Annotated in this window: 17 protein-coding genes; 6 read left to right on the top strand and 11 right to left on the bottom strand. The window is 73.3% G+C overall.

What is annotated here, in order from left to right; genetic code table 11:
- Positions 1–88 precede the first annotated feature (88 nt).
- Positions 89–520, bottom strand: a complete 432-nt coding sequence (locus tag ACIHAR_RS08445; protein WP_365457254.1) for a protease inhibitor — start codon at positions 518–520, stop codon at positions 89–91.
- A gap of 506 nt (positions 521–1026) precedes the next feature.
- On the opposite strand from ACIHAR_RS08445, the gene ACIHAR_RS08440 reads away from it, so the two are divergent.
- From ACIHAR_RS08440 to ACIHAR_RS08430, 3 genes are all read left to right on the top strand, one after another.
- Positions 1027–2631 carry a cytosine permease gene (locus ACIHAR_RS08440; protein WP_365457251.1) on the top strand — a complete coding sequence of 535 codons (1605 nt, stop codon included), beginning with the start codon at positions 1027–1029 and terminating at the stop codon, positions 2629–2631.
- Positions 2628–3329 (top strand): alpha/beta fold hydrolase, encoded by a 702-nt coding sequence (locus ACIHAR_RS08435; protein WP_400017992.1) that lies wholly within the window; start codon positions 2628–2630, stop codon positions 3327–3329. Before ACIHAR_RS08440 ends, ACIHAR_RS08435 begins: the two co-directional genes overlap by 4 nt.
- An 82-nt stretch (positions 3330–3411) precedes the next feature.
- Positions 3412–4581 carry a lactate 2-monooxygenase gene (locus tag ACIHAR_RS08430; RefSeq protein WP_400017990.1) on the top strand — a complete coding sequence of 390 codons (1170 nt, stop codon included), beginning with the start codon at positions 3412–3414 and terminating at the stop codon, positions 4579–4581.
- Between the two features lie 445 nt (positions 4582–5026).
- Here ACIHAR_RS08430 and ACIHAR_RS08425 read toward each other — a convergent pair whose 3' ends face one another.
- The 5 genes from ACIHAR_RS08425 to ACIHAR_RS08405 form a co-directional block, all read right to left on the bottom strand.
- Positions 5027–6676, bottom strand: a complete 1650-nt coding sequence (locus ACIHAR_RS08425) for an RICIN domain-containing protein (RefSeq protein WP_400017988.1) — start codon at positions 6674–6676, stop codon at positions 5027–5029.
- Positions 6677–7195: 519 nt separating this feature from the next.
- A complete protein-coding gene (locus ACIHAR_RS08420; protein WP_365457239.1) occupies positions 7196–7573 on the bottom strand; it encodes a toxin Doc in 378 nt (125 codons plus the stop codon).
- A gap of 3 nt (positions 7574–7576) precedes the next feature.
- On the bottom strand, positions 7577–7822 hold the full coding sequence (locus ACIHAR_RS08415; RefSeq protein WP_365457236.1) for a hypothetical protein: 246 nt from the start codon (positions 7820–7822) through the stop codon (positions 7577–7579).
- A 72-nt stretch (positions 7823–7894) separates the two neighbouring features.
- Positions 7895–10135 carry a glycoside hydrolase family 9 protein gene (locus tag ACIHAR_RS08410; protein ID WP_400017985.1) on the bottom strand — a complete coding sequence of 747 codons (2241 nt, stop codon included), beginning with the start codon at positions 10133–10135 and terminating at the stop codon, positions 7895–7897.
- A gap of 169 nt (positions 10136–10304) precedes the next feature.
- Positions 10305–13391, bottom strand: a complete 3087-nt coding sequence (locus ACIHAR_RS08405; protein WP_400017983.1) for a glycoside hydrolase family 2 TIM barrel-domain containing protein — start codon at positions 13389–13391, stop codon at positions 10305–10307.
- A 277-nt stretch (positions 13392–13668) separates the two neighbouring features.
- On the opposite strand from ACIHAR_RS08405, the gene ACIHAR_RS08400 reads away from it, so the two are divergent.
- Positions 13669–16050, top strand: coding sequence for a SpoIIE family protein phosphatase (locus ACIHAR_RS08400; RefSeq protein WP_400017981.1), 2382 nt, complete (start codon positions 13669–13671; stop codon positions 16048–16050).
- A gap of 95 nt (positions 16051–16145) precedes the next feature.
- Here the strand turns inward: ACIHAR_RS08400 and ACIHAR_RS08395 are convergent, their stop codons facing one another.
- Positions 16146–18188, bottom strand: coding sequence for a ricin-type beta-trefoil lectin domain protein (locus tag ACIHAR_RS08395; RefSeq protein WP_400017979.1), 2043 nt, complete (start codon positions 18186–18188; stop codon positions 16146–16148).
- Positions 18189–18474: 286 nt separating this feature from the next.
- Positions 18475–19479 (bottom strand): helix-turn-helix domain-containing protein, encoded by a 1005-nt coding sequence (locus tag ACIHAR_RS08390; RefSeq protein WP_400017977.1) that lies wholly within the window; start codon positions 19477–19479, stop codon positions 18475–18477.
- Between the two features lie 63 nt (positions 19480–19542).
- Between ACIHAR_RS08390 and ACIHAR_RS08385 the strand changes: the two genes are divergently transcribed.
- On the top strand, positions 19543–20358 hold the full coding sequence (locus ACIHAR_RS08385; protein ID WP_400017975.1) for a phytanoyl-CoA dioxygenase family protein: 816 nt from the start codon (positions 19543–19545) through the stop codon (positions 20356–20358).
- Between the two features lie 110 nt (positions 20359–20468).
- Here ACIHAR_RS08385 and ACIHAR_RS08380 read toward each other — a convergent pair whose 3' ends face one another.
- From ACIHAR_RS08380 to ACIHAR_RS08370, 3 genes are all read right to left on the bottom strand, one after another.
- Positions 20469–21437, bottom strand: a complete 969-nt coding sequence (locus tag ACIHAR_RS08380; protein WP_400017973.1) for an aldo/keto reductase — start codon at positions 21435–21437, stop codon at positions 20469–20471.
- Between the two features lie 84 nt (positions 21438–21521).
- Complete coding sequence (locus ACIHAR_RS08375) at positions 21522–22034, bottom strand: flavoprotein (RefSeq protein WP_400017971.1); 513 nt, start codon at positions 22032–22034, stop codon at positions 21522–21524.
- Between the two features lie 9 nt (positions 22035–22043).
- Positions 22044–22505 (bottom strand): nuclear transport factor 2 family protein, encoded by a 462-nt coding sequence (locus ACIHAR_RS08370; protein ID WP_365457213.1) that lies wholly within the window; start codon positions 22503–22505, stop codon positions 22044–22046.
- A 110-nt stretch (positions 22506–22615) separates the two neighbouring features.
- Between ACIHAR_RS08370 and ACIHAR_RS08365 the strand changes: the two genes are divergently transcribed.
- Positions 22616–23161 (top strand): TetR/AcrR family transcriptional regulator, encoded by a 546-nt coding sequence (locus tag ACIHAR_RS08365; protein WP_365457210.1) that lies wholly within the window; start codon positions 22616–22618, stop codon positions 23159–23161.
- The last annotated feature ends 143 nt before the right edge of the window (positions 23162–23304 follow it).

Genomic DNA, 23304 nt, shown 5'->3' with positions numbered 1-23304 from the left:
CGAGATCGCGGTCGTCCCGTGTCAGTGGCTCGCACTCCCCACGTCACGAGCCTCTCGCGGCGTCCACGGGGGCCACGCGATCCCGGTCTCAGAACGCGAAGAGGACACTCCCGGAGGAGTTCTTCACGCACTCGTTGGAGAAGAGGCGCTCGTAGGAGACGCGCTTGCCCTGCCAGACGCCGTCGACGGTGACGACCACCGGGTCGTACTGCTTGGTGCACAGCGCTCCGCCGGTGTCCGTCAGCGCCTCGAAGTCACCGCCGGCGGCGCGCAGTTCGGCGCAGGCCGACGCGGCGGCGGGGTGCGTGCCGGAGGGCCCCGGCGCGCAGCTCAGGGTGACGGCACGGGCCGGGTTGACAGCGGCGGCGCTCTCTCCGTGACCCAGCGTCAGCACCAGGGCCGACGGGGCGTAGAGCGAGGCCGGGGCGGCCGGAGCTGCGAGCGCGGACCCGGTCAGGGGTCCGCAGACGGCGGCGGCCGTGAGGCCGAGAGTCGCTGCCCAGCGCGCGGTGTTCCGCATTGTGTGCATCCTTCCGCTCGATTCGGGTGTGCCGGTCCGGCGCGATCGGTGCCGGACGGGCGACGCCGATCCTGCCGACTCCGCCGCCGAAACTCACATCGACCCCCCTCGTTTCAGTAACATTGCGTGTTGAATCAGTGGCGCGAAGTCACGGAATTCGAACGTTCCAACGCCGCAAGCAAGCGCTTCATGATCCCCCGGTCCGCCGGGCTGACCGAATTCCGTAGGGTCGGTAATCGTCCGGAAACATTCCGCTTCCGCGCCCCGGCCCGCCCCTCCGCCTCTCCGCGTTCACCCGGAGGCGGGGCCGGATGGTGGTCGTTTCATCCATCTGGACCATGAAAGAAGGACGGATCGTCCTCTGGTCCGGCCCCTGTCCCGCGCCGTACGTTCGGCAGACCCCGTCCGGACGCCGTCCGCCCGCGCCGCCCACCCCGCGGCAGCGGCGGCCGTTCAGCCCGCCGCGCCACCCCGCGCTCCCCCGTCGACCGTCCGCCGGAGCCCCCGTGACCTCGCCGTCCACGTCCGCCCCCGTCCCGCCGTCCCCCGCCCCCTCCCTCACCGAGGTCGAGAACCACGGGGTGGACCGCATCCCCGACGCGGAGCGCACCGCCACCCCGTTCGACCTGTTCCGGCTCGCCTTCGGCGGCGCGAACACCTTCTCCACCTGCGTCCTGGGCGCCTTCCCGATCCTGTTCGGACTGTCCTTCTGGCAGGGCCTCGCGGCCACGCTCCTCGGGGTGGTCGCCGGCGCGCTGATCCTGTGCCCGATGGCGGTGTTCGGCCCGGTCAACGGCACCAACAACGCCGTCTCCTCGTCGGCGCACCTCGGCGTGCACGGCCGCGTGGTCGGCTCCTTCCTGTCCCTGCTGACCGCGGTCGCCTTCTTCTCCCTCTCCGTGTGGAGCTCCGGTGACGCCCTGGTCGGCGGCGCCCACCGGCTCTTCGGTCTGAGCCGCGGCAACCTGTCGTACGCCGTCGCGTACGCGCTGTTCGCCGGGCTGGTGCTCGCGGTGTGCGTGTACGGCTTCCGCTTCATGCTGTTCGTCAACAAGGTCGCGGTCACGTCGGCGACCGCGCTGTTCCTGCTGGGCGCCGTGGCCTTCGCGGGTGACTTCGACCCCTCGTACGCGGGTGTCTTCACCGACTCGGCCGACGCGGCGACCCGGTCGCTGTTCTGGCCGTCGTTCATCGGCGCGGCCCTGATCGTGCTGTCCAACCCCGTGTCGTTCGGGGCGTTCCTCGGCGACTGGTCGCGCTACATCCCGGCGGCCACCCCGCGCCGCCGGGTGATCGGCGCCGCCTTCCTGTCGCAGATCGCGACCCTGCTGCCGTTCCTGTTCGGCCTGTCGACCGCGAGCATCATCGCGGCCCGGGCCCCCGAGTACGTCGATCCGGCCGCCCCCGACTTCGTGGGCGGGCTGCTGGCGATCTCTCCGTCCTGGTTCTTCCTGCCCGTGTGCCTGCTGGCCCTGATCGGCGGCATGTCGACGGGCACGACCTCGCTGTACGGCACCGGCCTGGACTTCTCCTCGGTCTTCCCCCGGCTGTCGCGCGTGCGGGCGACCCTGCTGGTCGGCGCGGTGTCCATCACGTTCATCTTCATCGGCCGGTTCGCGCTCGACCTCGTCCAGTCGATCTCCACGTTCGCCACGATGATCATCACCTGTACGACGCCGTGGATGGTCGTGATGATGCTGGGCTTCCTCACCCGGCGCGGCTGGTACGACCCGGAGGCGCTCCAGGTGTTCAACCGCCGTCAGCGGGGCGGCCGTTACTGGTTCGCGCACGGCTGGAACTGGCGCGGCATGACGGCCTGGTGGGTGTCCGCCGTCGTGGGCGTGCTGTTCACCAACATCCCGGGCCAGTTCGTCGGCCCGCTCGGCGACCTGGCGAACGGCGTCGACATCAGCCTGCCGTTGTCGCTGACGCTCGCCGCCGTGCTGTACCTGGCGCTGCTGCGGCTGTTCCCGGAGCCCCGGGCGGTGTACGGGCCCGAGGGGGCGCGGCTGGTGCGCACGGTGGACGTGCCGGTGCCGCCGATCACCGGACCGGGTACGGGCGTTGCCGAGGGGGCGTTGTCGGACCCGTCCGCTACGTTGCGGGCATGACTCACTTCGTGTTGGTGGCGGGTTCCTGGCTCGGCGCGTGGGCGTGGGACGAGGTGGCGGCCGAGCTGCGCGCCGCAGGGGACGACGCCCGCCCGCTGACGCTGTCCGGCCTCGCCGAGAAGCAGGGCGTCCCGGCGGGGCTGGAGACGCACGTGAGGGACATCGTCGGCGAGGCCGCCCGGCTCGGCCTCGGCCCGCAGGAGGTGGTCCTGGTCGGGCACAGCTACTCCGGGATCCCGGTCGGGCTGGCGGCGGAGCGGCTCGGTGACCGGTTGAGGCGCGTGGTGTTCGTCGACGCGAACGTGCCCGTCGACGGGCAGTCGTTCCTGTCGGGCTGGCCGAGCGACCACGTACGGGAGGCGATCGCGGCCCACGGCGGCTTCTGGCCGCCGCTCACCGAGGAGGACTTCGCGGGCCAGGGCCTGACGGACGACCAGATCCGCCGGATCGTCGAGGGATCCACCCCGCATCCGGGCGCCACCCTTACCGAACCGGCCGCCCTGAGCCGCTCGCTCGGCGACCTGCCCGCCACCTACGTCAAGTGTCTGCTGGACGGCGACGAGCCGATGCCCGCCGTGGCGGAGCTGCTCAAGAGCGAGCGCTGGGAGCTGGTGCGGATGGACACCGGCCACTGGCCGATGTTCTCGCAACCGCGCGAACTGGCCCGGATCCTCCACGAGTCGGCCGTCGACCGCTGAGATTCCGTACCGGCCGGTATGGTCACCGTGCGGTGCGTACGCGACGAGCGCGACGACGGGCGACGAGAGGTGGCACGCACGGATGGCGAAGCACTGGGCGGACTTCCAGTACGAGATCTATCTGAACGGGATGACGGGCGCGGTCCCCCGGCTGCCCACCGACCTGACCCGGCTGGAGGAGCTGACCGAGCAGCGGCTCGGGCCGGGTCCGGTCGGCTACGTGGCGGGCAGCGCCGGCGACGGCAGCACGGCCCGCGCCAACCGGGCGGCCCTGCGGCGCCGCCGGATCGTGCCGCGCATGCTGCGGGACGTGCACGAGCGGGACCTGTCCGTCGAGGTGCTCGGCCGCTCCCTGCCCGCCCCGCTGGCCCTGGCACCGGTCGGCGTGCTGTCGATCATGCACCCGGAGGCCGAGCAGGCGGCGGCTCTCGCTGCGGCCGCGCAGGGGGTGCCGTTCGTGCTGTCGTCGGCGTCGAGCACGCCGATGGAGCAGGTCGCCGAGGCGATGGGGGACGCCGAGCGCTGGTTCCAGCTCTACTGGTCCAAGGACCGCGAGGTGAGCCGCAGTTTCCTCGACCGGGCGAAGAGGAGCGGGTTCACGGTGCTCGTCGTCACCCTGGACACCCCGCTGCTGGCGTGGCGGCCGCGCGACCTCGACCAGGCGTACCTGCCGTTCCTGCACGGAGTGGGCACCGCCAACTACTTCACCGACCCGGCGTTCCTCGCGGGCCTGGCCAAGCCGGTGCACGAGGATCCGAACGCGGCCGTGCTGCGGTTCGTGAGCCTGTTCGCCGACCCGGGAAAGACCTGGCCGGACCTGGCGTTCCTGCGGGAGAACTGGGACGGGCCGATCGTCCTGAAGGGCGTCCTGCACCCGGACGACGCCCGCTCGGCCGCGGACGCCGGGATGGACGGCGTGGTGGTCTCCAACCACGGCGGCCGCCAGGTGGCCGGCTCGATCGCGGCCGCCGACGCGCTGCCCCGTGTCGCGTCGGCCGTGGGCGACCGGCTCACCGTGCTGTTCGACAGCGGGATACGCACCGGCGACGACGTCTTCAAGGCCCTCGCCCTGGGCGCCCGCGCGGTCCTGCTCGGCCGGCCCTACGTCTACGGCCTCGGCCTGGACGGCCGCTCCGGCGTCGAGCACGTGATCCGCTGCCTCCTCGCCGAACTCGACCTGACCCTGGCCCTCTCCGGCCACGCCACCCCGGCGACCGTCGGCGCGAGCGACCTCGTCGAGGACGCCTGTTAGGGCCTGTCGAGCGGATCCTGCTGGGGCGCGGGGGCCGACGCGCGCCCTCCGCCACTCCCGGCTCCGCTCGGGTGTGAGGTGGCCCGCGGCGGTCGGCGTCCGCTGCCGACCGGGTGCCGGCGACGTGCCGGGCGAGCGCCAGGCCGGCCGTGGAGCGCGCTCCCCGTCCTCGGCCTCCCCGCACGGAAGGGACCCGTCGCGTCGACGCCCTCGCCCGCCTCGCAGCCGGAACCGGGCGCTCTCGCGCGCCGGGACGACCGCGCGCCGGGGCGCCCGTATCGTCCCGCTCACCCCTGCGCCGGTCAGTCACCGTCGCTCCTGCGCGATGCGGTCGAATCTGGCGCCCCGGCCGGGGCGCCAGGCGCACTGCCCGCCGAAGGGGCCGTGGCGGTCCGCGGAGGCGGCCGGGTCGTCGGGCAGGGGTCGGACGGCGTGAGCGCCTGACTCAGGCCGTCAGGTCGGACAGCTCGACCGGTTGCGCCGGCGGGGTCTCCCTGCCCGTGATCTCCAGGGAGCCCGGGCTGGCCGTGACGGCGTCGGTCAGCCAGCGCTGGCCGGCGGAGCGGTCGCGGACCTTGACGACGACGTCGGCGCCGGCGTCCTCGCCGGCGGAGGCGAGGGCGAGCGTCTCGTCCCAGCGGGGCAGCAACTCGCCCTGGACCGTGAGGTCGTAGCGGACGTCGTCGGCACGGGCGTCGGTGTCGGCGGCGCACGCCTCCAGGATGACCACACCGGCGTCCGCGTGCGAGTCCACGCACAGGTCGGGCGCGGCGGCACTGCGCAGTTGCCCGTCGTTCTCGTACGACCACCGCTGCGTCACCTCGGACGAGCAGTCCGCCAGCTCGACGGCGGCGCCCGCCCGCGCCTCGCCGCGGACGTCCAGGCACAGGCCGGCGGCGGCGTTGCGCAGCCTGGTCCGGCGGGGAACGGCCGGCAGCTGGGCGGTGTCCGGGACCGTGGACCCCGCGGTGGGGCCGGACCGGGAGTCGGTGCCGGAGACCGCGCCGCCGCCGGCGGCACCGGTGGAGGCGGCCGGGTCGGCGCCGCCGTCGTCCGACCACATGCCGGCGGCGAGCAGGGTGGTCAGCAGACCGGCGGAGGCCAGGCCGACGCCCGTCATCAACACCCGTGGCGAACGGGGGCCGTCGGACCCGAGGCGGCGCGGGGACGGTATGCGGTCGAGCAACGTGGCGCGCCGCGTGCCGCGCGAGCGTCTGCCGCGGCGCCGGGACGAGTTCCTGAGCCGTACGGCTTGGCGGGCGGCGCGGCCGGGCCGGGACTCGACGTAGCGGCGGGCGCCCCAGCCGAGCACGGCCTCGGCCAACAGCACGCCCAGGTCGCCCTCGAAATGGCCGAGTTGTTCGGCCGCGGAGCGGCAGTAGCGGCAGGCGTCCAGGTGCTGACGGACGTCCGGCAGGAGGTCGCCGCCACGGCGCATGGGGACGTCGAGGAGCCGGTTGTAGAAGCGGCAGTCCTTGCTGGGCGCGAGTTCCCGGTGGGCGCGCACACAGCCCTCGCGGAGCTTCTCGCGGGCCTGCTCGTGCGCTGCCGCGACCATCTCGGTGTCCATGCCGAGCAGACCGGCGGCCACGGTGATCGGCTCGGCCTCCACCTCGACGTGCCACAGGACGCAGCGGGCCACCGCCGGCAGGCTCTGGAAGGACCGCTCGGCGAGCACCCGGTTCTCAGGGGTCATGGACTTCGCGGCCCGCATACCCCGGGCTCCCGCCGGCTTGCGCAGGTCCGGCAGCACACCGGTCAGGCTTTCGTCCGCGGCCCACAGCCGGACCGTGTCCCGCACGGTCACCAGCAGCCGGGGGCGCAGCGCGGTGCCCTGCTCGCCCAGCTTGAGCCGGTCGAAGACCTGGTGGAAGGCGGCCGTGGTGACCATCGACGCGGCGTTGGTGGAGGAGGCGAGACAGATGACCGCGTACTCGTGCACCGGCTGCCAGTGGCGCGCGATCAGCAGCGCGGTGGACTGGCCGACCTCGCTGTCCGTGCCACCGCGCACCCCCGCGGCGAGGGACTCGTCGGATTCTCCGGGCCCTCCGCCGGGCGGTGGATAGGGAGGGCGAGGGGGAGGGGGGGTGAGCACTGAGCGGCTTCCTTTGGTACGTACCTGTCCGGCGCGGCGGGGAGCACGCGTTCGCCTCCGCCGGCGAAACGCGGGGCGCACCCCGCCCCGGCCCCCCTCACGAGTGGCTCACCCTTGCACAGCTGAGTCGCGCGCAACAAGCCGCCGGTGATTCCCGGCCACTGTTGAAAGAATGTCGATAACAGGGCGCCGATTGGATGCCGAATTTCCGTCTTGTACCGCTGCTTTCGTCGCCGGGTGCGCGCCCCTTGCGCCCCGTGTGAAGCACACGCCCGCGCCGGTCCGGCACACACGTTCCCGGCGCACGGCACGACGTAGTGGACTGGCGACGGCCCTTCCTCGTCGGGCCCCGCGCGGGACGGCGGCTCTCCCGCGCGAAACGGCCGCCGGCCCTGTTCCTCCCGCCCTCGGCCGGCGGCCCGGAGGCGCGCCGCGGACCGGGTGCGGCCGCCGCGGACGGGATGCGGCCGCCGCGGACCCGGCCCGGTGGGCCGGGGCCCCGTCCTGGCGCGGGTGTGCTCAGATCTGCCAGGACCGCAGCCGGTCGGCCGCGCCGTACACGTCGGTCTTCCCGTCGATCAGATCGCGGGCGAGGTCCACGAGGGCCCCGTAGGGCGGGTCGATGCCGACGCCGCTGACGAACATGTACGCCACCGCCGTCGCGCAGGCGAAGCGGGCGTTGGCCGACGGCAGCGGCTTGAGCAGCGCGAGCGTGTGCAGCAGCGCGGCGGCCCGCCAGGCGGGGTCGGAGTCGACGCCGAGGCGCGGCGGGTCGACGCGGTGCCGGGCGACGGCGGCGACCAGCGCGGAGAAGTCGTTGATCGTCGGCTGGTCCGGCATGACCTCTTCGTGGCGCTGGAGCAGCCACGGCACGTCGATGTGGATGACGGGTGTCATCGGTCAGGCGACCCGCCCCTCGCCCTTGAGGGGCGGCTCGTCGTCGGGGAAGGCGGCCGCGAACTCGTCCGCGTGGGACGCGAAGAACCGGCGGAAGGCCTCCGCGCCCTCCTGCAGCGCCCGGTGACGTGCGATGTCGGCGGCGGCGGCCTCCCGCACCAGTGCCTTCATCGACGTACCGCGTTCCTTGGCGATCTGCCGCAGGTCCTCCAGCTCGCGATCGCTGAACTCCACATTGAGGGCTGGCATGCCCCTCACGGTACCGCTCGGGTACTTACCCGTAAATATCCCCAGGTCGAAGGGATGCCCGGACGGTACCTCCTACCCCTGGTCGGCCACGAACGACGCCATTCGCGTCAGTGCCGCGTTCCAGTTGATCGCTGTCTCGTTCGTCGACCAGGACTGGATGTCGTCGATGTAGCAGAACTGCCCGACGCACCCCCGGAGCTTCGTCTGCGCGTAGGGGTCCTGGATGCTCGAGTTGGGGCCGCCCGCGAGCGTGCCGGCCGGCGGGTCCGGGAGGTTCGGGTCGAGCTGACGGGCGTACCAGCGGCTGTGCTGGTGGTGGGCGTGAACCTCGCCGTAGCCGGTGACGTAGGAGATGTTGAGGGCGTTGCGGCCGAGGACGTAGTCCATGCTCTGCAGGGCTCCGTCGCGGTACTTCGAGGCGCCCGTGATGTCGTACGCGGTGGCGACGACCACGGCGTTGTTGAGGACCTGGTGGGCCGAGCCCCAGTCGTAGCGGTTGCCCTCGGGGGCGTAGGGCATGCCGTACGGGTGGGCCCGCAGGGTGGCGAGGTACGTGTCGGCGCCCGCGACCACGGAGCGGCGGACCTTGTCGCGGCCGGGCAGCTTGCTGGGGACGGTCGCGAGGTCGAGGCGGGCCGCGGCGGCGGTCCTGGACCAGTCGAAGCCGTAGGGGACGAAGATGTCGGCCGTGTGGACCGGGGAGTTCAGGACGTGGTCGGCGAACTGCCGCTCACCGGTGGTGAGGTACAGCTCGGCTGCCGCCCAGTAGAACTCGTCGCTCACCTCGTCGTCGTTGTAGGCGCCGCCGCCCGTGCCGTCGGCCGGGTCGGCCGGCACGTCGGGGTGGGCGAGGGCCGCCGTCCAGGCCTTGCGGGCGGCGGCGAGGGCGCGCGCGGCGAAGTCCGGGGCGTGGGGCTTGTACAGGCGGGCCGCCTGGGCGGCGGTCGCGGCCAGGTTCAGGGTGGCCGCGGTGGTCGGCGGGTGCAGTTCGCGCTTCTGCGGATCGTCGCTCGGCAGCAGCGGCAGGCCGGTCCACTGCTGGTCGTGGATCTTGTGGTGGGCCATGCCGGCGAGCGGCTGCCCGTCCGGGACCTGCATCTTCAGCAGGAACTCCAGCTCCCAGCGGGCTTCGTCGAGGATGTCCGGCACCCCGTTGCCGCTCTCGGGCAGGGCGAGGGTGCCGTCGCCGAGTTTCGCCGGCCGGCCGGTGCGGGCGTGCAGCGCGCGTTCGTGGGTGCTCAGCAACTCCCACGTGGTGATGCCGCCGTTGACGACGTACTTGCCGTGGTCGCCGGCGTCGTACCAGCCGCCGCTGACGTCGAGGGTGTAGTCGCAGACGCCCGGCTGGCAGGGGACGTCCGTGTCGCCCTGGTTGGGCGCGACGCCGACGTGGCCGGCGGCCCTGCCGTAGCCGGGGCGCAGGTCGTCGCGGATCGCGGTGCCGCTGCGCTGCGTGTAGTAGTACTTGGCCGCGTCCAGCCGGAGTCGCTCGTAGGCGGCCGTGCCGATGTCGAACGGGCGGCTGGTCTGGCCGTCGGCGACGAGCGTGAGGCCCGTGCCGCGGGTCCGGTACGCGCCGAAGTCGATGGAGTGGACGTTCTGCCCGGAGGAGACGTCGACCCCGCGCGGCACGGTCCAGCCCCGCGCGACCGTCGCCCCGGTGGCGCTCCTCAGCTCCCAGGGCAGCCTGGCGGTGGCGTCGGTGACGAGGGTGGCGTTCTTCGGCCCGGCGGGGAGGTAGGCGACCTGGTTGACGCGGACCCGCGGCCCGGTGTCGGGTTCGTACACCTCGGGCGGGACCCCGCCCAGCAGGGACACGTCGTCGAGGCAGAACCGCCAGGGGTCGGCGCTGCCCCCGACCTGGAAGGCGACCTGGCCCTGGGCGGAGTCGACCGGCGAGGTGAAGGTGTAGGAGTACGATCCGGCCGACTCGGCCAGTACGGGACTCGCCTCGTACCAGGTCTCGTACGGCGAGACCGACTGGCCCACGATCGCCCGCACCACGTGCCCCTCGGGCACGCCGGAGGCCTTGAAGGAGAACCGGTACGTCTCCCCCTTCACCAGGGTGATGCCGTCCTGGCCGACGGCGGAGTCCCAGCGGTTGACGGTGCCGCCCGGCACGTCCGCGCACAGCCGGCCCTCGGCGAGGCCGGCGCCCACATTGCTGGTCCACCACGCGTCGGTGCTCGTGTCGAAGGTGCCGTTCCTGACCTGCTCGACCTCCTCGGCCGAGGCCGGCCGAGCGGGCAGCGCGGTGAGCGCCGCGCCCAGCAGGGCGGCCAGGGTCAGCAGGGTGGTTCTGCGTCGTGTCACGTCCGGTCTCCTGGGCTCCTCGGGGAAGCGCACACAATGGGAGCGCTCCCAAAAGACGGTCGAGGACATGCTTGTTGGAGTCATGACACGTCGTCAACGGTCCGGACAGGACAGCTTGCGCCGCCGCCCGGCCCGGACCGCCCGAGGGGAAGGACCAACCCTCGGCGGGTTACGCCTCCAGCCTGCTGATGCGTACGGCTCCCCGGACCTCGCCCGGGTGAGCGCTCGTCAGGGTGAGCCGCAGCCGCGAACCGCGGACGGCGTCGAAGGTGACCACGGTCGGCTCGTCCGAGGCGTCCGCCCAGTCGACGGCCGCACCGGTGACCGGCGTGTACCGCCTTCCGTCCCAGACCGCGACCTCGACCGCCGCGGGCAGGCTGTGGGCACCACCGACGGTGAACGACACCTCCACCCGGTCGAAGGTCCGCGTCCGCCCCCAGTCCACCGACACCCAGTCCTTCGCCCGCGCCCGGTCGAAGGCGGGCAGCAGGGCCGTGGCCGCCTTGACGAAGGCGTTGGACCAGCCGGTGGCCGGGTCACCGTCCAGCATCGCGGCGGGCAGGCTGTCGGGGCGGCCGGAGTAACTGGCGTCCGCCGCGGGGAAGTCCGGGGGCGCGGGGAGGTCGGGCGCGAAGGCCGCCGCCGGGGTGGTCGCCGCCGAGCGGACGTGCGTGGCGCGCACGGTGGCGGCGCCCATGCGGAGGCCCTCCACGCGCGCGGTCACCTTCAGGGCGCCCGCCCGGGTGCCGGCGCGCACGATGGCGAGCGCCTTGCCGTGGAAGGCCGTTCGGGTACTGGCCTGGTAGCGCTCGGCGCTCTCCTGCCGTCCGTTGTCGAGCCCGGCGAGCGAGCCGCCGCTCACCTCGAAGGAGATGAGGTGCTCGGCGTCGGGCACGACCACCCCGCGCGCGTCGACGACCTCGGCGGTGACGAAGACGAGCGAACGGCCGTCCGCCGGCAGGGACCCGCGGTCCGGGGTGAGGCGCACGGCGTGCGGTGCGCCCGCGGTGCGCAGGACGTCGGTGGCGACCACCCTGCCGTCCCTGCGGGCCACGGCCTCGAGCACGCCCGGTTCGTACGGCACCCGCCAGGTGAGGTGCAGCTTGCCCGCGCTGCCGTTGGGGCTGGTGTAACTGCCGGGGTAGGGGCCGTCGGTGAAGGTCTTGTCGTCGCCGGTCGCCTCCGTGGTCTCCAGGTAGACGCGGCCGTCGAGGGTCTTCTTGGTGTCGAACCGCCGCACACCCAGCGAACGACCGTTGAGGAACAGTTCGACGGTGTCGACGTTGGAGTACGCCCACACCTCGACCGTGTCGCCCCGCTCGTGGTTCCAGCTCATCGGCAGCAGGTGGACCATGGGCTCGCCGACCCACTGGCTCTGGAACAGGTAGTACATGTCCTTGGGGAATCCGGCCGTGTCGACCGCGCCGAAGAAGGACGCCTTCACGGGGAAGACGTCGTACGGCGTGGGCTCGCCGATGTAGTCGATGCCCGACCACAGGAACTGCCCGGCGAACCACTTGCGGTCCCGGTCCTTCTTGTGGCCGTACTCGCCGCTCATGGTCCAGGAGGCGAGGTTGTTGTCGTACGAGGAGGTCGCGCGCCTGCCGGGGGTGTGGTTCTCGCCGGTGTTGAGGCGCTCCGGTTCCTGGTAGGCGCCGCGGGTGGAGGTCTCCGAGGAGGACTCCGACTCGAAGAGGAACAGGCGCGGGTAGCGGGCGTGCAGGGCGTCCACCGACTTGGCGGTGTTGTAGTTGAGGCCGAGCCCGTCGAGCTTGGCGAGGATCAGGTCGCCCGGTGAGCCCGGCGCGGGCACGCTGCGGTGGCGGTGGGAGCCGATGACGACCGGCCGGGTGTCGTCGTGGGCCTTGACGCCGGCGATGAGCCGGTCGGCCATGGCGAGGCCCGCGGTGGAGGTGAACTCGGAGACCTCGTTGCCGATCGACCACATGATCACGGCGGGTGAGTTGCGGGCTGCCAGCACCATCTCCGCCACGTCCCTGTCGGCCCACTCGTCGAAGAACCGCCCGTAGTCGTACCGGGTCTTGGGGCTCCTCCAGCAGTCGAAGGCCTCCACCAGCATCACGATGCCCAGTTCCTCGCAGATCCGGATCATCTCCGGCGAGGGCGGGTTGTGGGAGGTGCGGAAGGCGTTGGCACCCATCGACTTCATGATCGTCATCTGCCGGCGGATCGCGTCGGCGCTGACGGCGGCGCCGAGCGCGCCCAGGTCGTGGTGGAGGTCGACGCCCTTGAGCTTGGCGTAGGAACCGTTGAGGTGGAAGCCCTCGTCCGGGTCGAGGCGGACGGTGCGGATGCCGAAGGGGGTGCGGTAGGTGTCGGTGCGCCGGCCGCCGACGCGCAGCTCGGTCTCCAGGGTGTAGCGGTGCGGTGCGGCGAAGTCCCACATCAGCGGGTCGGGCACGGTGAGTTCGTGGGTCTCCGTGGCCCTGTCGGCGACGGCGACCGTGGAGGACGTACGGGCCACCGTGCGGCCGCCGGGCGCGACGACCCGCGAGACGACCTCGACGTCCGTGCCCGTGCCGGAGGCGTTCACGACTTCCGTCCGCACCCGGACGACGGCCCGCGTCCCGGAGATCTCCGGGGTGGTGACGTAGGTGCCCCAGCGGGCGACGTGCACCGGTTCGGTGACGATCAGGCGCACCTCGCGGTAGATGCCGCTGCCGGAGTACCAGCGGCTGCTCGGGAGCCGGTTCTGCACCTTGACGGCGAGCACGTTCTCGGTGGTGCCGTCGGTGTGCACCAGGTCGGTGAGGTCGAAGGCGAAGCCGGTGTAGCCGTAGGGATGGCGGCCGACCTCGGTGCCGTTGCAGTGGACGTACGAGTCCATGTAGACGCCGTCGAACTCGACCGAGATCCGCTTGCCGGCGGTCTCGGGCGGCAGGGTGAAGGCGAGGCGGTACCAGCCGAGACCGCCGGGGAAGAAGCCCGTGCCGCTGGTGGTGCCGTGCTCGGTGGTGGGGGTCTGCTCGATGCTCCAGTCGTGCGGGACCGCGACCTCCCGCCAGGCCGAGTCGTCGAAGCCGGGGGCGGCGGCGTCGGCGTACTGGCCGGTCGGGTCGGTGATCCCGCCCGGATCGACCAGTGCGAAACGCCAGCCGTCGCGCAGAGCCACCGTACGGCGGCCCCCGGCACCCGCGGTGGCTTCGGCGGCCCGGGCGGCCGGGGCGCCGAGGAGCGCTCCGGCCGCGGGCGCGGCCGCGGAGGCGAGCAGGACCGATCTGCGCGTCACCGTCATGGCGGCTCTCCCTCATGAGGAAACCAGAAGTACTCACAACTGATCGTCAACAAACAGAATCTGACGTCGTGCCACTCCAGCCCGTCAAGGGTGCGTGGCGCCCTTCGGTCTCGCGCACCCCGGTACGTCACATCGTCCGGTTCCTTCCCCTCGCGCGCCCGGCGGGAGGGCCGGAAGAGGTTCCGCTCCGCGCCGGAGTCACAGGCACTAAGGTGGAACGCGCGTGACCTGTCTGTTCACTGTGAGTGTCCGCGATGGACGCGATGGAGTGGGGACGATGAGCCCGGACTACCCGTTCGACGACGCCTCGACGGCGCGGGCGGTCATCCACGAGGACGGCACGCTGACCGGGTGGAGCGAGGGTGCGCGTCACCTCCTGGGCTACGACCCCGCCGAGGTCCTCGGCCGGCCCGCCGCCGCTCTGCTCGCCGACGGCGGCGTCCGCCTGCCCGGCGCCGGCGAGGACCGCTGGAGCGGGACCCTCGCGCTGCGGCACCGGGACGGCCACCGGGTGTCCGTCTGGGTGCTCGTCCACCGCAGACCGCCCGGGAACGGCGATCCGGTCACCTGGCTCGCCGTGGCGCCGCTGGGCGGCGGGTACCCGCCGCCGGAGGACGACGAGCTGGTACGGGTGGCCCTCACCCAGTCACCGTGCGCGACGATGATCTTCGACGACCGGTTGCGGCTGCGCGGGGTCAACGACGCCATGGCCGCCCTGATCGCCCTCCCCTCCGCACGGATCCGGGGCCTGCGCGCCGCCGACATGGGCGCCCGGCCGCAGAACGCGGAGCTCGAGGCGTACATGCGCAGGGTCCTCGCCACCGGCGAGCAGCAGGTGATGCACACCTACCTGAAGGCGGCGGGCGAGGAGCGGGCGCACGCCTGGCTGGCCCTGATCGCGCCGCTCACCGACGCCTCCGGGCAGGTGAACGGCGTGTGCGTGACCGCCCACGACTTCACCGAGCACTTCCTCGCCCGGGAGCGGCTGCAACTGGTCAACGAGGCGAGCGTACGCATCGGCAGCACCCTCGACGTCACGCGCACCGCCCAGGAACTGGCCGAGGTGTGCGTGCCGGCCCTGGCCGACTTCGTCAGCGTCGACCTGCTCGACCCGCAGGAGTACGGCGGTGAGACCGACGGCCCGCTGACCGCACCGGTCCGCCTGCGGCGGGCCGCCCACCACTCGGTCAACCCGGGCGCCCCGGAGGCTGTGGTCGAGCCGGGCCGGCTGGACACCTACCCCGGCGCCTCCCCGCAGGCCACCTCCCTGATCGCGGGCCGCAGCGTCGTCACCGAGGTGCCGTCCGGGGACCTGGACACCTGGAGCCACTGGGACGAGCGGCGGGTGCGCCGGGTGAAGGAGTTCGGCATCCACTCCTCGCTGTCGGTGCCGCTCCAGGCCCGCGGCACCACCCTCGGGGTCGTCGTCTTCAGCCGCTTCCGGCGCCCGGAGCCCTTCTCCCCCGACGACGTGCTGCTGGCCGAGGAGGTCACCGCCCGCGCGGCGGTGTGCATCGACAACGCCCGCCGCTACTCCCGCGAACGCGAGACCGCCCTGGCGCTCCAGCGCAGCCTGCTCCCCCGCACGCTGCCGCGGACCGCCGCCGTCGACGCCGCCTCCCGGTACCTGCCGGCCGCGCGGGCCGGGGTGGGCGGCGACTGGTTCGACGTGATCCCGCTGTCCGGGATGCGGGTGGCGATGGTGGTGGGCGACGTCGTCGGACGCGGCATCCAGGCCTCGGCCACCATGGGCCGGCTGCGCACCGCGGTGCGCACCCTGGCCGACATCGACCTCGCCCCCGACGAACTCCTCACCCACCTCGACGACCTGGTCGTCCGGCTCTCGGAGGAGGCCGGCGGCGAGGGCAGCCCGGGCGAGATGGGGGCGACCTGCCTGTACGCCGTGTACGACCCCGTGTCGCGGCGCTGCTCCCTGGCCCGCGCCGGGCATCCCCCGCCGCTGCTGCTGCCGCCGCAGGGCACACCGCGCCCGGTCGACCTGCCCGCCGGTCCCCCGCTGGGCACCGGCGGACTGCCGTTCGAGTCGGCCGATCTGGAGGTCGCCGAGGGCTCGGTGCTCGCCTTCTACACCAACGGTCTGACCGAGTCCCGCAGGCGTGACGCGCACGCCGGCCACCGGATGCTGTGCGAGGCGCTGGCGGCCGACTCGGACTCCCTCGACGAGACCTGCGACCGCATCCTTCACGCCCTGCTCCCCCAGGGCGGCGCCTCCGACGACGTGGCCCTGCTGCTGGCCCGCACCCGGGGGCTGCCCGCCTCGCAGGTCGCGACCTGGGACATCCCCGCCGACCCCGCGCTCGTGGCGCCGATCCGCAAGCAGGTCGTCGAGCAGCTGGAGCTCTGGCGTCTGACCGAGACGTCCTTCACGGCCGAACTCGTGGTGAGCGAGCTGGTCACCAACGCCATCCGGTACGGCGCCCGGCCGATCCGGCTCCGGCTGATCCACGACGCCACCACACTGATCTGTGAGGTCTCCGACACCAGCCACACGGCCCCGCACCTGCGCCGGGCGAAGACCTGGGACGAGGGCGGCCGGGGACTGCTGCTGGTCGCCCAGCTCACCCAGCGGTGGGGCAGCCGCCACACGGCCGAGGGGAAGACCATCTGGGCGGAGCTGTCGCTGTTCGGGGAGGAGTGAAGGGGCGTACCCGGTCCTGCCGGGCCGCGCCGGCGCCGGCCGTCGCCGCGCTGTCGCCTCGGGTGGCCGGCGCCTGAGCGGGGACCGAACGAGGGTCAGCGCCGACCGCCGCCGGAGTCGGCGCCGCGTCCGCCGGTCCCGTAGCCGCCGTCGCCGTCCCCCCACCCGCCGTACCAGCCGAACTGACCGTCCCCGGAGCAGGAGTACCCGTAGGGATCCGAGCAGGAGGTCTCGCCTGCGCCGGGTACGGGGCTCGTCGCCGCGGGCCGCGGGGACGTCGAGGTGGCGGACGGTTCCGGGCCGGTGGTGGGCGTGGGGGGCTCGGCGGGCGTGGGCGTGGGGCTGGGGGTGGGGGTTGCGTCGGCGCCCCAGTTGACGATCTGCAGCTGGGGGTCGGGCTGCGAGGTGTCGATCACCCACCGCTGGGACGGGCTGTCGTCGCGGTTCTTCAGTACGACCGCGCCCGAGCCGTCGGTGGCGGCGGGAGCGAGGGCGAGGTCCTGGTTGCCGCGCGGGACGAGCGTGCCCTGGAGCGTGAAGTCGTAGCGGATGTTCTCGGCGCCGGCCGTGCAGGGGGCGAGGCGCACCGAGTAGCCGAGCTGCGAGTCCAGGCACAGATCGGGGTTCTCGACGTTGCGCAGCAGTCCGTCGGTCTCGTACGACCACTGCTGCCCGGTGGTGGAGGAGCAGGGGGCGAGCCGGGTCTCGGCGTCCTTGACGGTCTTGCCGCCGACGACGCCGATGCACAGTCCGGAGGCGACGTTGTGCAGGCGGCCGCGCAGGGTTCCCTGGGTCTCCTCGCCCGCGCCGGCCCAGGAGGGGCCGGAGCCGGCCGCGTCGGTGGCCGGGCCCGGGGTGCGCCCGGCCTCCTCGCCGGTGGCCGGGGCGGCTCCGTCGTCGGCGTCGAGGGCGGCCCACAGCACGAGCGGGAGGACGATCAGACCGCTGACGGTGAGGACGGCCGCGGCGACGTTGCGGCGGCGGGCCCGGCGGGCCGCCTTCTGGGCCGAGCGCCGCGACACGGGGCGGGAGTCGGCGGTGGGGTGCGGGCCGGTGCCGGCCGGTGCTGCGGCACCGGCGTGCGATGCGGTGCGGCTGTTCGGTCCGCTGCGGGGCTGCGAGGCGGTGCCGGGACGCGGTCCGCTGCGGGGCTGCGAGGCGGTGCCGGGACGCGGTGCGGTGGCCGGGGGCGTGTCCGGTCCGGGGCGGGGCGCGTTCGGCACGGAGGCGTCGGCCGCGTGCGTCTCGTCGGTGAAGGCCTCGCCCGCGAACGCCGCACGCGGCGGCTCGGGCTCACCGGCGGGTTCGTCGCCGGCCGCTCGGACCGCCATGTACGCAGCGGCGCTCCAGCCGAGCACGCCCTCGGCGAGGGCGGCACCGAGGTGCGCGTCGAACTGCTTCAGCTGGTCGGCGGTGTGGGCGCAGTGCCGGCACTGCTCCAGGTGGGCGCGCAGATCGGGGTCGACGTCGGCGCCGCCGCGGCGGCAGGTCGCGTCGAGGAGCCGGTGGTAGCGGTGACACTCCTCGTCGACGGCGAGTTCGCGGTGGAGCGTGAGGCACTCCTCGCGCAGCCGCTCGCGGGCCCGGCGCAGTTCGACCCGGGCGCCCTCCTCCTCCATTCCCAGCAGGCCGGCCGGCACCGCGAGGGGCTCGGCCTCGACCTCGCTGTGCCACAGCAGGCAGCGGGCGTTCTGGGGCAGCCTCTGGAACGCCCGCGACAGCATGCGCCGGTGCGGCGGCGGGAGCAGGCGGGCGGCCAGGCGGGAGGTGTCGCCCTCGGCGGAGCGCAGCTCGGGGTGGAGGAGGTCACGGCGGCCGTCGGAGTCCCACTCCGCGGCGATCCGGCGCACGGTGACCAGCAGATGGGGGCGCCAGGCCGCGGTCGGGCCGTCCTGCCGCAGGGTCGCCCCGAAGAGCCGGGTGAACGCCGCCGTGGTGAGCATGCCCGCCGCACGCTCCCCGTCGGCGCACAACCGCGCGTAGGCGAAGGCCGCTTCCCAGTGCCGGTCGAGCAGTTCACCGACGGGATGCAGCGCGGGCGAGGCTCCCGTCCAGTTCTTCAGCTCCGTGCTGAGCTGTTCGTCGGTCACCTCGAAGCGGCGCGCCGAAGGGGAATTCGACAGGCCTGCGTCTTTCACGGCTGCATTCCTCCCGGGGAACTGCGGCATAAAGTCCATACCATTCGGTATGGGAACCCGGTCGTCGCGGCGACGGGATCCACTCATTCGGGGTTCGGCACCTCTGACCCGCGTCGGGCAGCTCTTGTGAAGCGTGGGGGTGGGGACGGGAGGCGCCTCGCGCGCACAGCACGGAAAACGTTGTCCGTGCGCCGACAAGGCCCACCTTCGCACAGGCGGACCAGGCGGAACAAGGGATCTCGCGGTTTCGTGGTTTTACGTTCCGGTCGGATAACTTGACGTTTCGTCAATAGCGGAGGGAGTCGGGATCTCCTTCGGGGCGGTCCCGGTATTGGTGTCCCTTTCGAGAGGTAATTGCGGCGCGGATTCCGTCCCGGTACGCGCCGGGCGGCGTCCCGAACCGGGCGCGGAACACCCGCGTGAAGTGGAAGGGGCTGGCGAACCCCGAGGCGGCGGCGACGCGTTCGACGGACAGCCCGGTGCCCTCCAGCAGCCGGGCGGCGTGCCGCAGCCGCGCCTCGCGCAGGGCTCGCATCGGGGAGTGCCCGACCTGCTCGGTGAACAGGTGGGCGAAGCGCGAGGGCGACAGCGCGACCTCCTCGGCGAGCGAGCGGACGGTGTGCGGGGCGCCGGGGTCGGCGGCGATCCGGTCCCGGGCCCGCCGGACTCGGTCGTCCACGCCGGGCGGGGCCGCGGGCGTGCGGGCGGAGCCGGTGGTGAGCAGCACCGCCTCCTCCAGAGCGCACAGGGCGAGTTCACGGGCGGTGGTGCCGTGGGCGACGGCGATGTCGTGGGCGGTGCCCTCGTGCACCGCGGGGCCCGCAGAGCCCGCGGGGCCCGCAGGCGTGACGCCGGACCCGCGGGCGTCGGCGCGCATCCGGCGGAAGACCGCCTCGATCCGGTCGTGCGCTCCGTCCGGGACGGGGGTGACGACGTACACGCCGTCGCCGGCGTCGTACGGGCGCAGCCACGGCGTCCACGTGGGGCGGGCCTGGCAGTGGACCCACCAGAACCGCCAGTGGCGGGCGGCGGGTTCGGTCGCGTAGCGGTGCGGGACGCCGGGCGCCAGCACCACCAGGTCGCCGGGGCCGGAGCGCACCTCGGTGGAGCCCTGGCGCAGGCGGCCCCGCCCGGCGGTCGTCCAGGTGAACAGCCAGCTGTCCGAGCCCCGCGGGCGGTTGGCCCCGTAGTCCGGCCCCTGGTCGAAGTGGCCGACCACCACCAGTCCGGGCGGCGGGGAGGTGTCCCCGGACCCGGCAGTGACAGGCAGGTCGTCAGCACGCACGGGCATCCTCCCGGATCTCGCGTCCGCCTAGCGTGGCGGGCCGTGGACCGCGAACCAGGGAGGGCACGCATGACAGTCACGGGCACAGGCGCCGCCGGGAGCCCCATCCTGACCGAGACGGGGCTGGGGCAGTACCGGCGGGACGGATTCACCGTCGTCCGCGGCCTGTTCGGACGCGGCGAAGTGCAGCGCCTGTGCGCGGAGTTCGCGGCGTTGCACGCGTCCGGGCCGGTGCCCGGACACTTCGAGCCGCGCCCGGGCACGGACCCGCTGCACGCGTACCCGAGGGTGATGCAGCCGCACGAGTTCCATCCGCCCGCCCGGCGGGTCCTGCTGGACGCGCGGCTGCGGGAGGTGCTGGAGACGCTGCTCGGCGAGGAGGTGCTGGCCGCGCAGAGCATGTTCTACTTCAAGCCGCCGGGCGCCCGGGGGCAGGCGCTGCACCAGGACAACTTCTACCTGCGCGTCGAGCCGGGCACCTGCGTGGCGGCGTGGCTGGCCTGTGACGTGATCGACCGGGAGAACGGCGGCCTGGAAGTCGTCCCCGGCACCCATCTGATGGACCTGTTCTGCCCGGAGGAGGCGGACGCGGAGCTCTCGTTCGCGCGGGAGTACGTGCCGCCGCCGGCGGGCCTCGCGGCGGCGCCCGTCGACATGGCGCCGGGGGACGTGCTGTTCTTCAACGGCAGTCTGGTGCACGGCTCGCAGCCGAACCGCTCCCCCCGTTTCCGGCGGTCGTTCATCGGCCACTACGTGGGCCGCTCCACGGCGCGGATCGGTTCGTACTACCGCACGATGTCGATGAGCGGGGAGCGGGTAGCCCTGCCGGAGAGCGAGGGGGGAGGCCCGTGCGGCACGGAGTTCGTGCCGCACGGACCGCACTAGCACCCGGTGGGACGCGCCGTACGGCAGGTGGGAGCGGGGCGGGGCCGGTCGCGTCCGCGTGCGGCGCCGGAGCCGCACCGGGGCGGGCCCCGCACCCCTGGAGCACGTCCTCAGTGACCGACGACGGGATGGGGAGCGTAGGGCTGCTGGAGTTCCTCCAACTCCTTGTCGGTGAGGGCCAGGTCCACCGCTGCGGCCGCGTCCTCGATGTGGTGCGGCTTCGACGCGCCGACGATCGGGGCCGTCACCGTGTCCTGGTGCAGGAGCCAGGCGAGGGCCACCCGGGCACGGGGTACGCCCCGGTCGTTCGCGATGCGGGTGACGGCCTCGACGACGGCGCGGTCGCCTTCCTGGTAGAGGCGGCTGCCGAAGTCGTCCTGGGCGCTGCGCCCCGTGACGGTGCCCCAGTCGCGGGTGAGGCGGCCGCGGGCCAGCGGGCTCCAGGGCAGGACGCCGACGCCCTGGTCGGCGCAGAGCGGCAGCATCTCGCGCTCCTCCTCGCGGTAGAGGAGGTTGTAGTGGTTCTGCATGGAGACGAACCTGGTCCAGCCGTGCCGTTCGGCCGTGTACTGCATCTTGGAGAACTGCCAGGCGTACATCGAACTCGCCCCGATGTAGCGCACCTTGCCCGCCTTCACCAAGTCGTGCAGCGCCTCCATCGTCTCCTCGACCGGGGTGTGGGGGTCGAAGCGGTGGATCTGGTAGAGGTCGACGTAGTCGGTGCCGAGGCGGGTGAGGCTGTGGTCGATCTCGCTGAGGATCGCCTTGCGGGACAGGCCGCCGCCGTTGGGGCCGGGGCGCATGCGGCCGTGCACCTTGGTGGCGAGCACGATCTCGTCGCGTCGGGCGAAGTCGCGCAGCGCCCGGCCGACGATCTCCTCGCTGGTGCCGTCGGAGTAGACGTTGGCGGTGTCGAAGAAGTTGACGCCGGCGTCCAGCGCCTGCCGGATGAGCGGACGGGACGCCTCCTCGTCGAGGGTCCACTCGTGCACGCCCCGGTCGGGGAGCCCGTAGGTCATGCAGCCCAGACAGATCCGCGACACGTCCAGACCCGTCGAACCGAGCTTCACGTACTGCATCGTCGCCGCTCCTGACGTCGGTGTGGGATACCGGGGCGAGCCTACGCGTGCCTCACCCCAGCAGTGCCTCACCCGCGCAGTGCCTCACCCCAGCAGGTCGAACGCCCGCTCCCACCCGAACTCCTCGTCCTCGTCACCGTACGGGTACCCGAACCGCACTCCCGCCCCACGCAGCCGGATCAGGCTCTCCTGGTAGGCGGGGTGGGCGGCCAGGGCGTCGCCCACACAGGGCAGCACGGCGACGGGGACACCGAGGCCGGACGCCTCGCACAGGGTGCCGAGCGCGAGGGTGTCGGCGATGCCGGCCGCCCACTTGTTGATCGTGTTGAAGGTGGCGGGGGCGACGACGACCGCGTCGGGCTCCGGGAAGGGCCGGGGGTCGCCGGGGCGCCGCCAGGCGGAGCGGATCGGACGGCCGGTCTGCGCCTCCACGGCGGCGGTGTCGAAGAAGCCGTTCATGGCGTGGGGAGTGGCGATGACGCCGACGTGCCACTCCCGCTCCTGCGCCGCGGTGATGAGCTTGCCGACGTCCGCGGCGATGCCGGCGGCGCAGACGACGACGTAGAGGAAGGGCGGCTTCTCGTCCTGTTCGGTCACCCGCGAACCCTACTCAAGAGGGAAGGACCGGCCGCGCTCGCTCTCGGGGCGCGGGCCGTGGATGCGGCGGTCCTTCTCCTCGATGGGTACGTCGTTGATGCTCGCCTCCCGCCGGGTCATCAGGCCGCGCTCGTCGAACTCCCAGAGTTCGTTGCCGTAGCTGCGCGACCAGCGGCCGTCGGCGTCCTGGGACTCGTACTGGAAACGGACGGCGATGCGGTTGCCGTCGAAGGCCCACAGGTCCTTGCGCAGCGCGTACTGCCGTTCGCGCGCCCACTTGGCGGTGAGGAACTCGACGATCGCGGCACGGCCGGTGAGGAAGGTGTCGCGGTTGCGCCAGACCGAGTCCTCCGAGTAGGCGAGCGCGACGCGGTGCGGGTCGCGGGTGTTCCAGGCGTCCTCGGCGGCCTGGACCTTCAGTACGGCGGTCTCCCGGGTGAAGGGCGGCAGGGGCGGGCGGGACTCGGACATGGAGGGCTCCTCACGGGCCGGAAATCGGAGAACGATCGTTCTCCAGGTAGGCTGCCACCATAGAGAACCACCGTTCTCCCGTCAAGGAGGAAGAAGGAGGGCCGATGTCCATGGACGTCGCGACAGCCCGGGAGCAGGCGCTCGACGCCGCGGAGCGGCTGTTCTACGGGCGGGGCGTGCAGTCCGTCGGCATGGACGACATCCGGGGCGCCTCGGGGGTGTCGCTGAAACGGCTGTACCAGCTCTACCCGGCGAAGGAGCAGCTGGTGGAGGCCTACCTGGAGCGGCGCGACACGCGCTGGCGCACGCGGCTCGCCGAGTCCGTGGCACGCCACGAGGACCCCCGCGCGCGGATCCTCGCCGTCTTCGACTGGCTGCGGGAGTGGTTCGGCGAGCCCGGCTTCCGCGGCTGCGCCTGGATCAACGCGTACGGCGAACTGGGCGCCACGTCGGAGCGGGTGGCGCGTCAGGTCCGGGCGCACAAGGGGGCGTTCCGGGAGTACCTCGCCGGCCTGGTGGCCGACGCGGGGCTGCCCGCCGCCCTGACCGGCCCGCTGTTCCTCCTGGCCGAGGGCGCGATGGTCACGGCCGGCATCACCGGCTCCGCCGAACCGGCCGCGGAGGCACGGGAGGCGGCGCGGCTGCTGCTGGGGTGAGGCGGCGCGGCTGCCGTCGCGGAGGCACGGGGCGGCCCGGCTGCTGCCGGTGGGACGCGGCGCGGCTGCCCGCGGCTGCCGGGGTGACGCGGCGCGGCTGTGACCGGCCGGGGTAAGACGCGGCCCGGCCCTTGCCGTGCTGC

Origin of the sequence: Streptomyces sp. NPDC052016 (assembly GCF_044548445.1) — a bacterium.
Classification (GTDB): Bacteria; Actinomycetota; Actinomycetes; order Streptomycetales; family Streptomycetaceae; genus Streptomyces.
This window is presented reverse-complemented; position numbering and strand designations above follow the sequence as displayed.

Bases quoted from the DNA above. Each gene is read 5' to 3' on its own strand.
- ACIHAR_RS08370 (WP_365457213.1), bottom strand. From the start codon at position 22,505: ATGTCCGAGTCCCGCCCGCCCCTGCCGCCCTTCACCCGGGAGACCGCC.
- ACIHAR_RS08400 (WP_400017981.1), top strand. From the start codon at position 13,669: ATGAGCCCGGACTACCCGTTCGACGACGCCTCGACGGCGCGGGCGGTC.
- ACIHAR_RS08430 (WP_400017990.1), top strand. From the start codon at position 3,412: ATGGCGAAGCACTGGGCGGACTTCCAGTACGAGATCTATCTGAACGGG.
- ACIHAR_RS08435 (WP_400017992.1), top strand. From the start codon at position 2,628: ATGACTCACTTCGTGTTGGTGGCGGGTTCCTGGCTCGGCGCGTGGGCG.
- ACIHAR_RS08405 (WP_400017983.1), bottom strand. From the start codon at position 13,391: ATGACGGTGACGCGCAGATCGGTCCTGCTCGCCTCCGCGGCCGCGCCC.
- ACIHAR_RS08380 (WP_400017973.1), bottom strand. From the start codon at position 21,437: ATGCAGTACGTGAAGCTCGGTTCGACGGGTCTGGACGTGTCGCGGATC.
- ACIHAR_RS08445 (WP_365457254.1), bottom strand. From the start codon at position 520: ATGCGGAACACCGCGCGCTGGGCAGCGACTCTCGGCCTCACGGCCGCC.
- ACIHAR_RS08420 (WP_365457239.1), bottom strand. From the start codon at position 7,573: ATGACACCCGTCATCCACATCGACGTGCCGTGGCTGCTCCAGCGCCAC.
- ACIHAR_RS08390 (WP_400017977.1), bottom strand. From the start codon at position 19,479: ATGCCCGTGCGTGCTGACGACCTGCCTGTCACTGCCGGGTCCGGGGAC.
- ACIHAR_RS08385 (WP_400017975.1), top strand. From the start codon at position 19,543: ATGACAGTCACGGGCACAGGCGCCGCCGGGAGCCCCATCCTGACCGAG.
- ACIHAR_RS08365 (WP_365457210.1), top strand. From the start codon at position 22,616: ATGGACGTCGCGACAGCCCGGGAGCAGGCGCTCGACGCCGCGGAGCGG.
- ACIHAR_RS08415 (WP_365457236.1), bottom strand. From the start codon at position 7,822: ATGCCAGCCCTCAATGTGGAGTTCAGCGATCGCGAGCTGGAGGACCTG.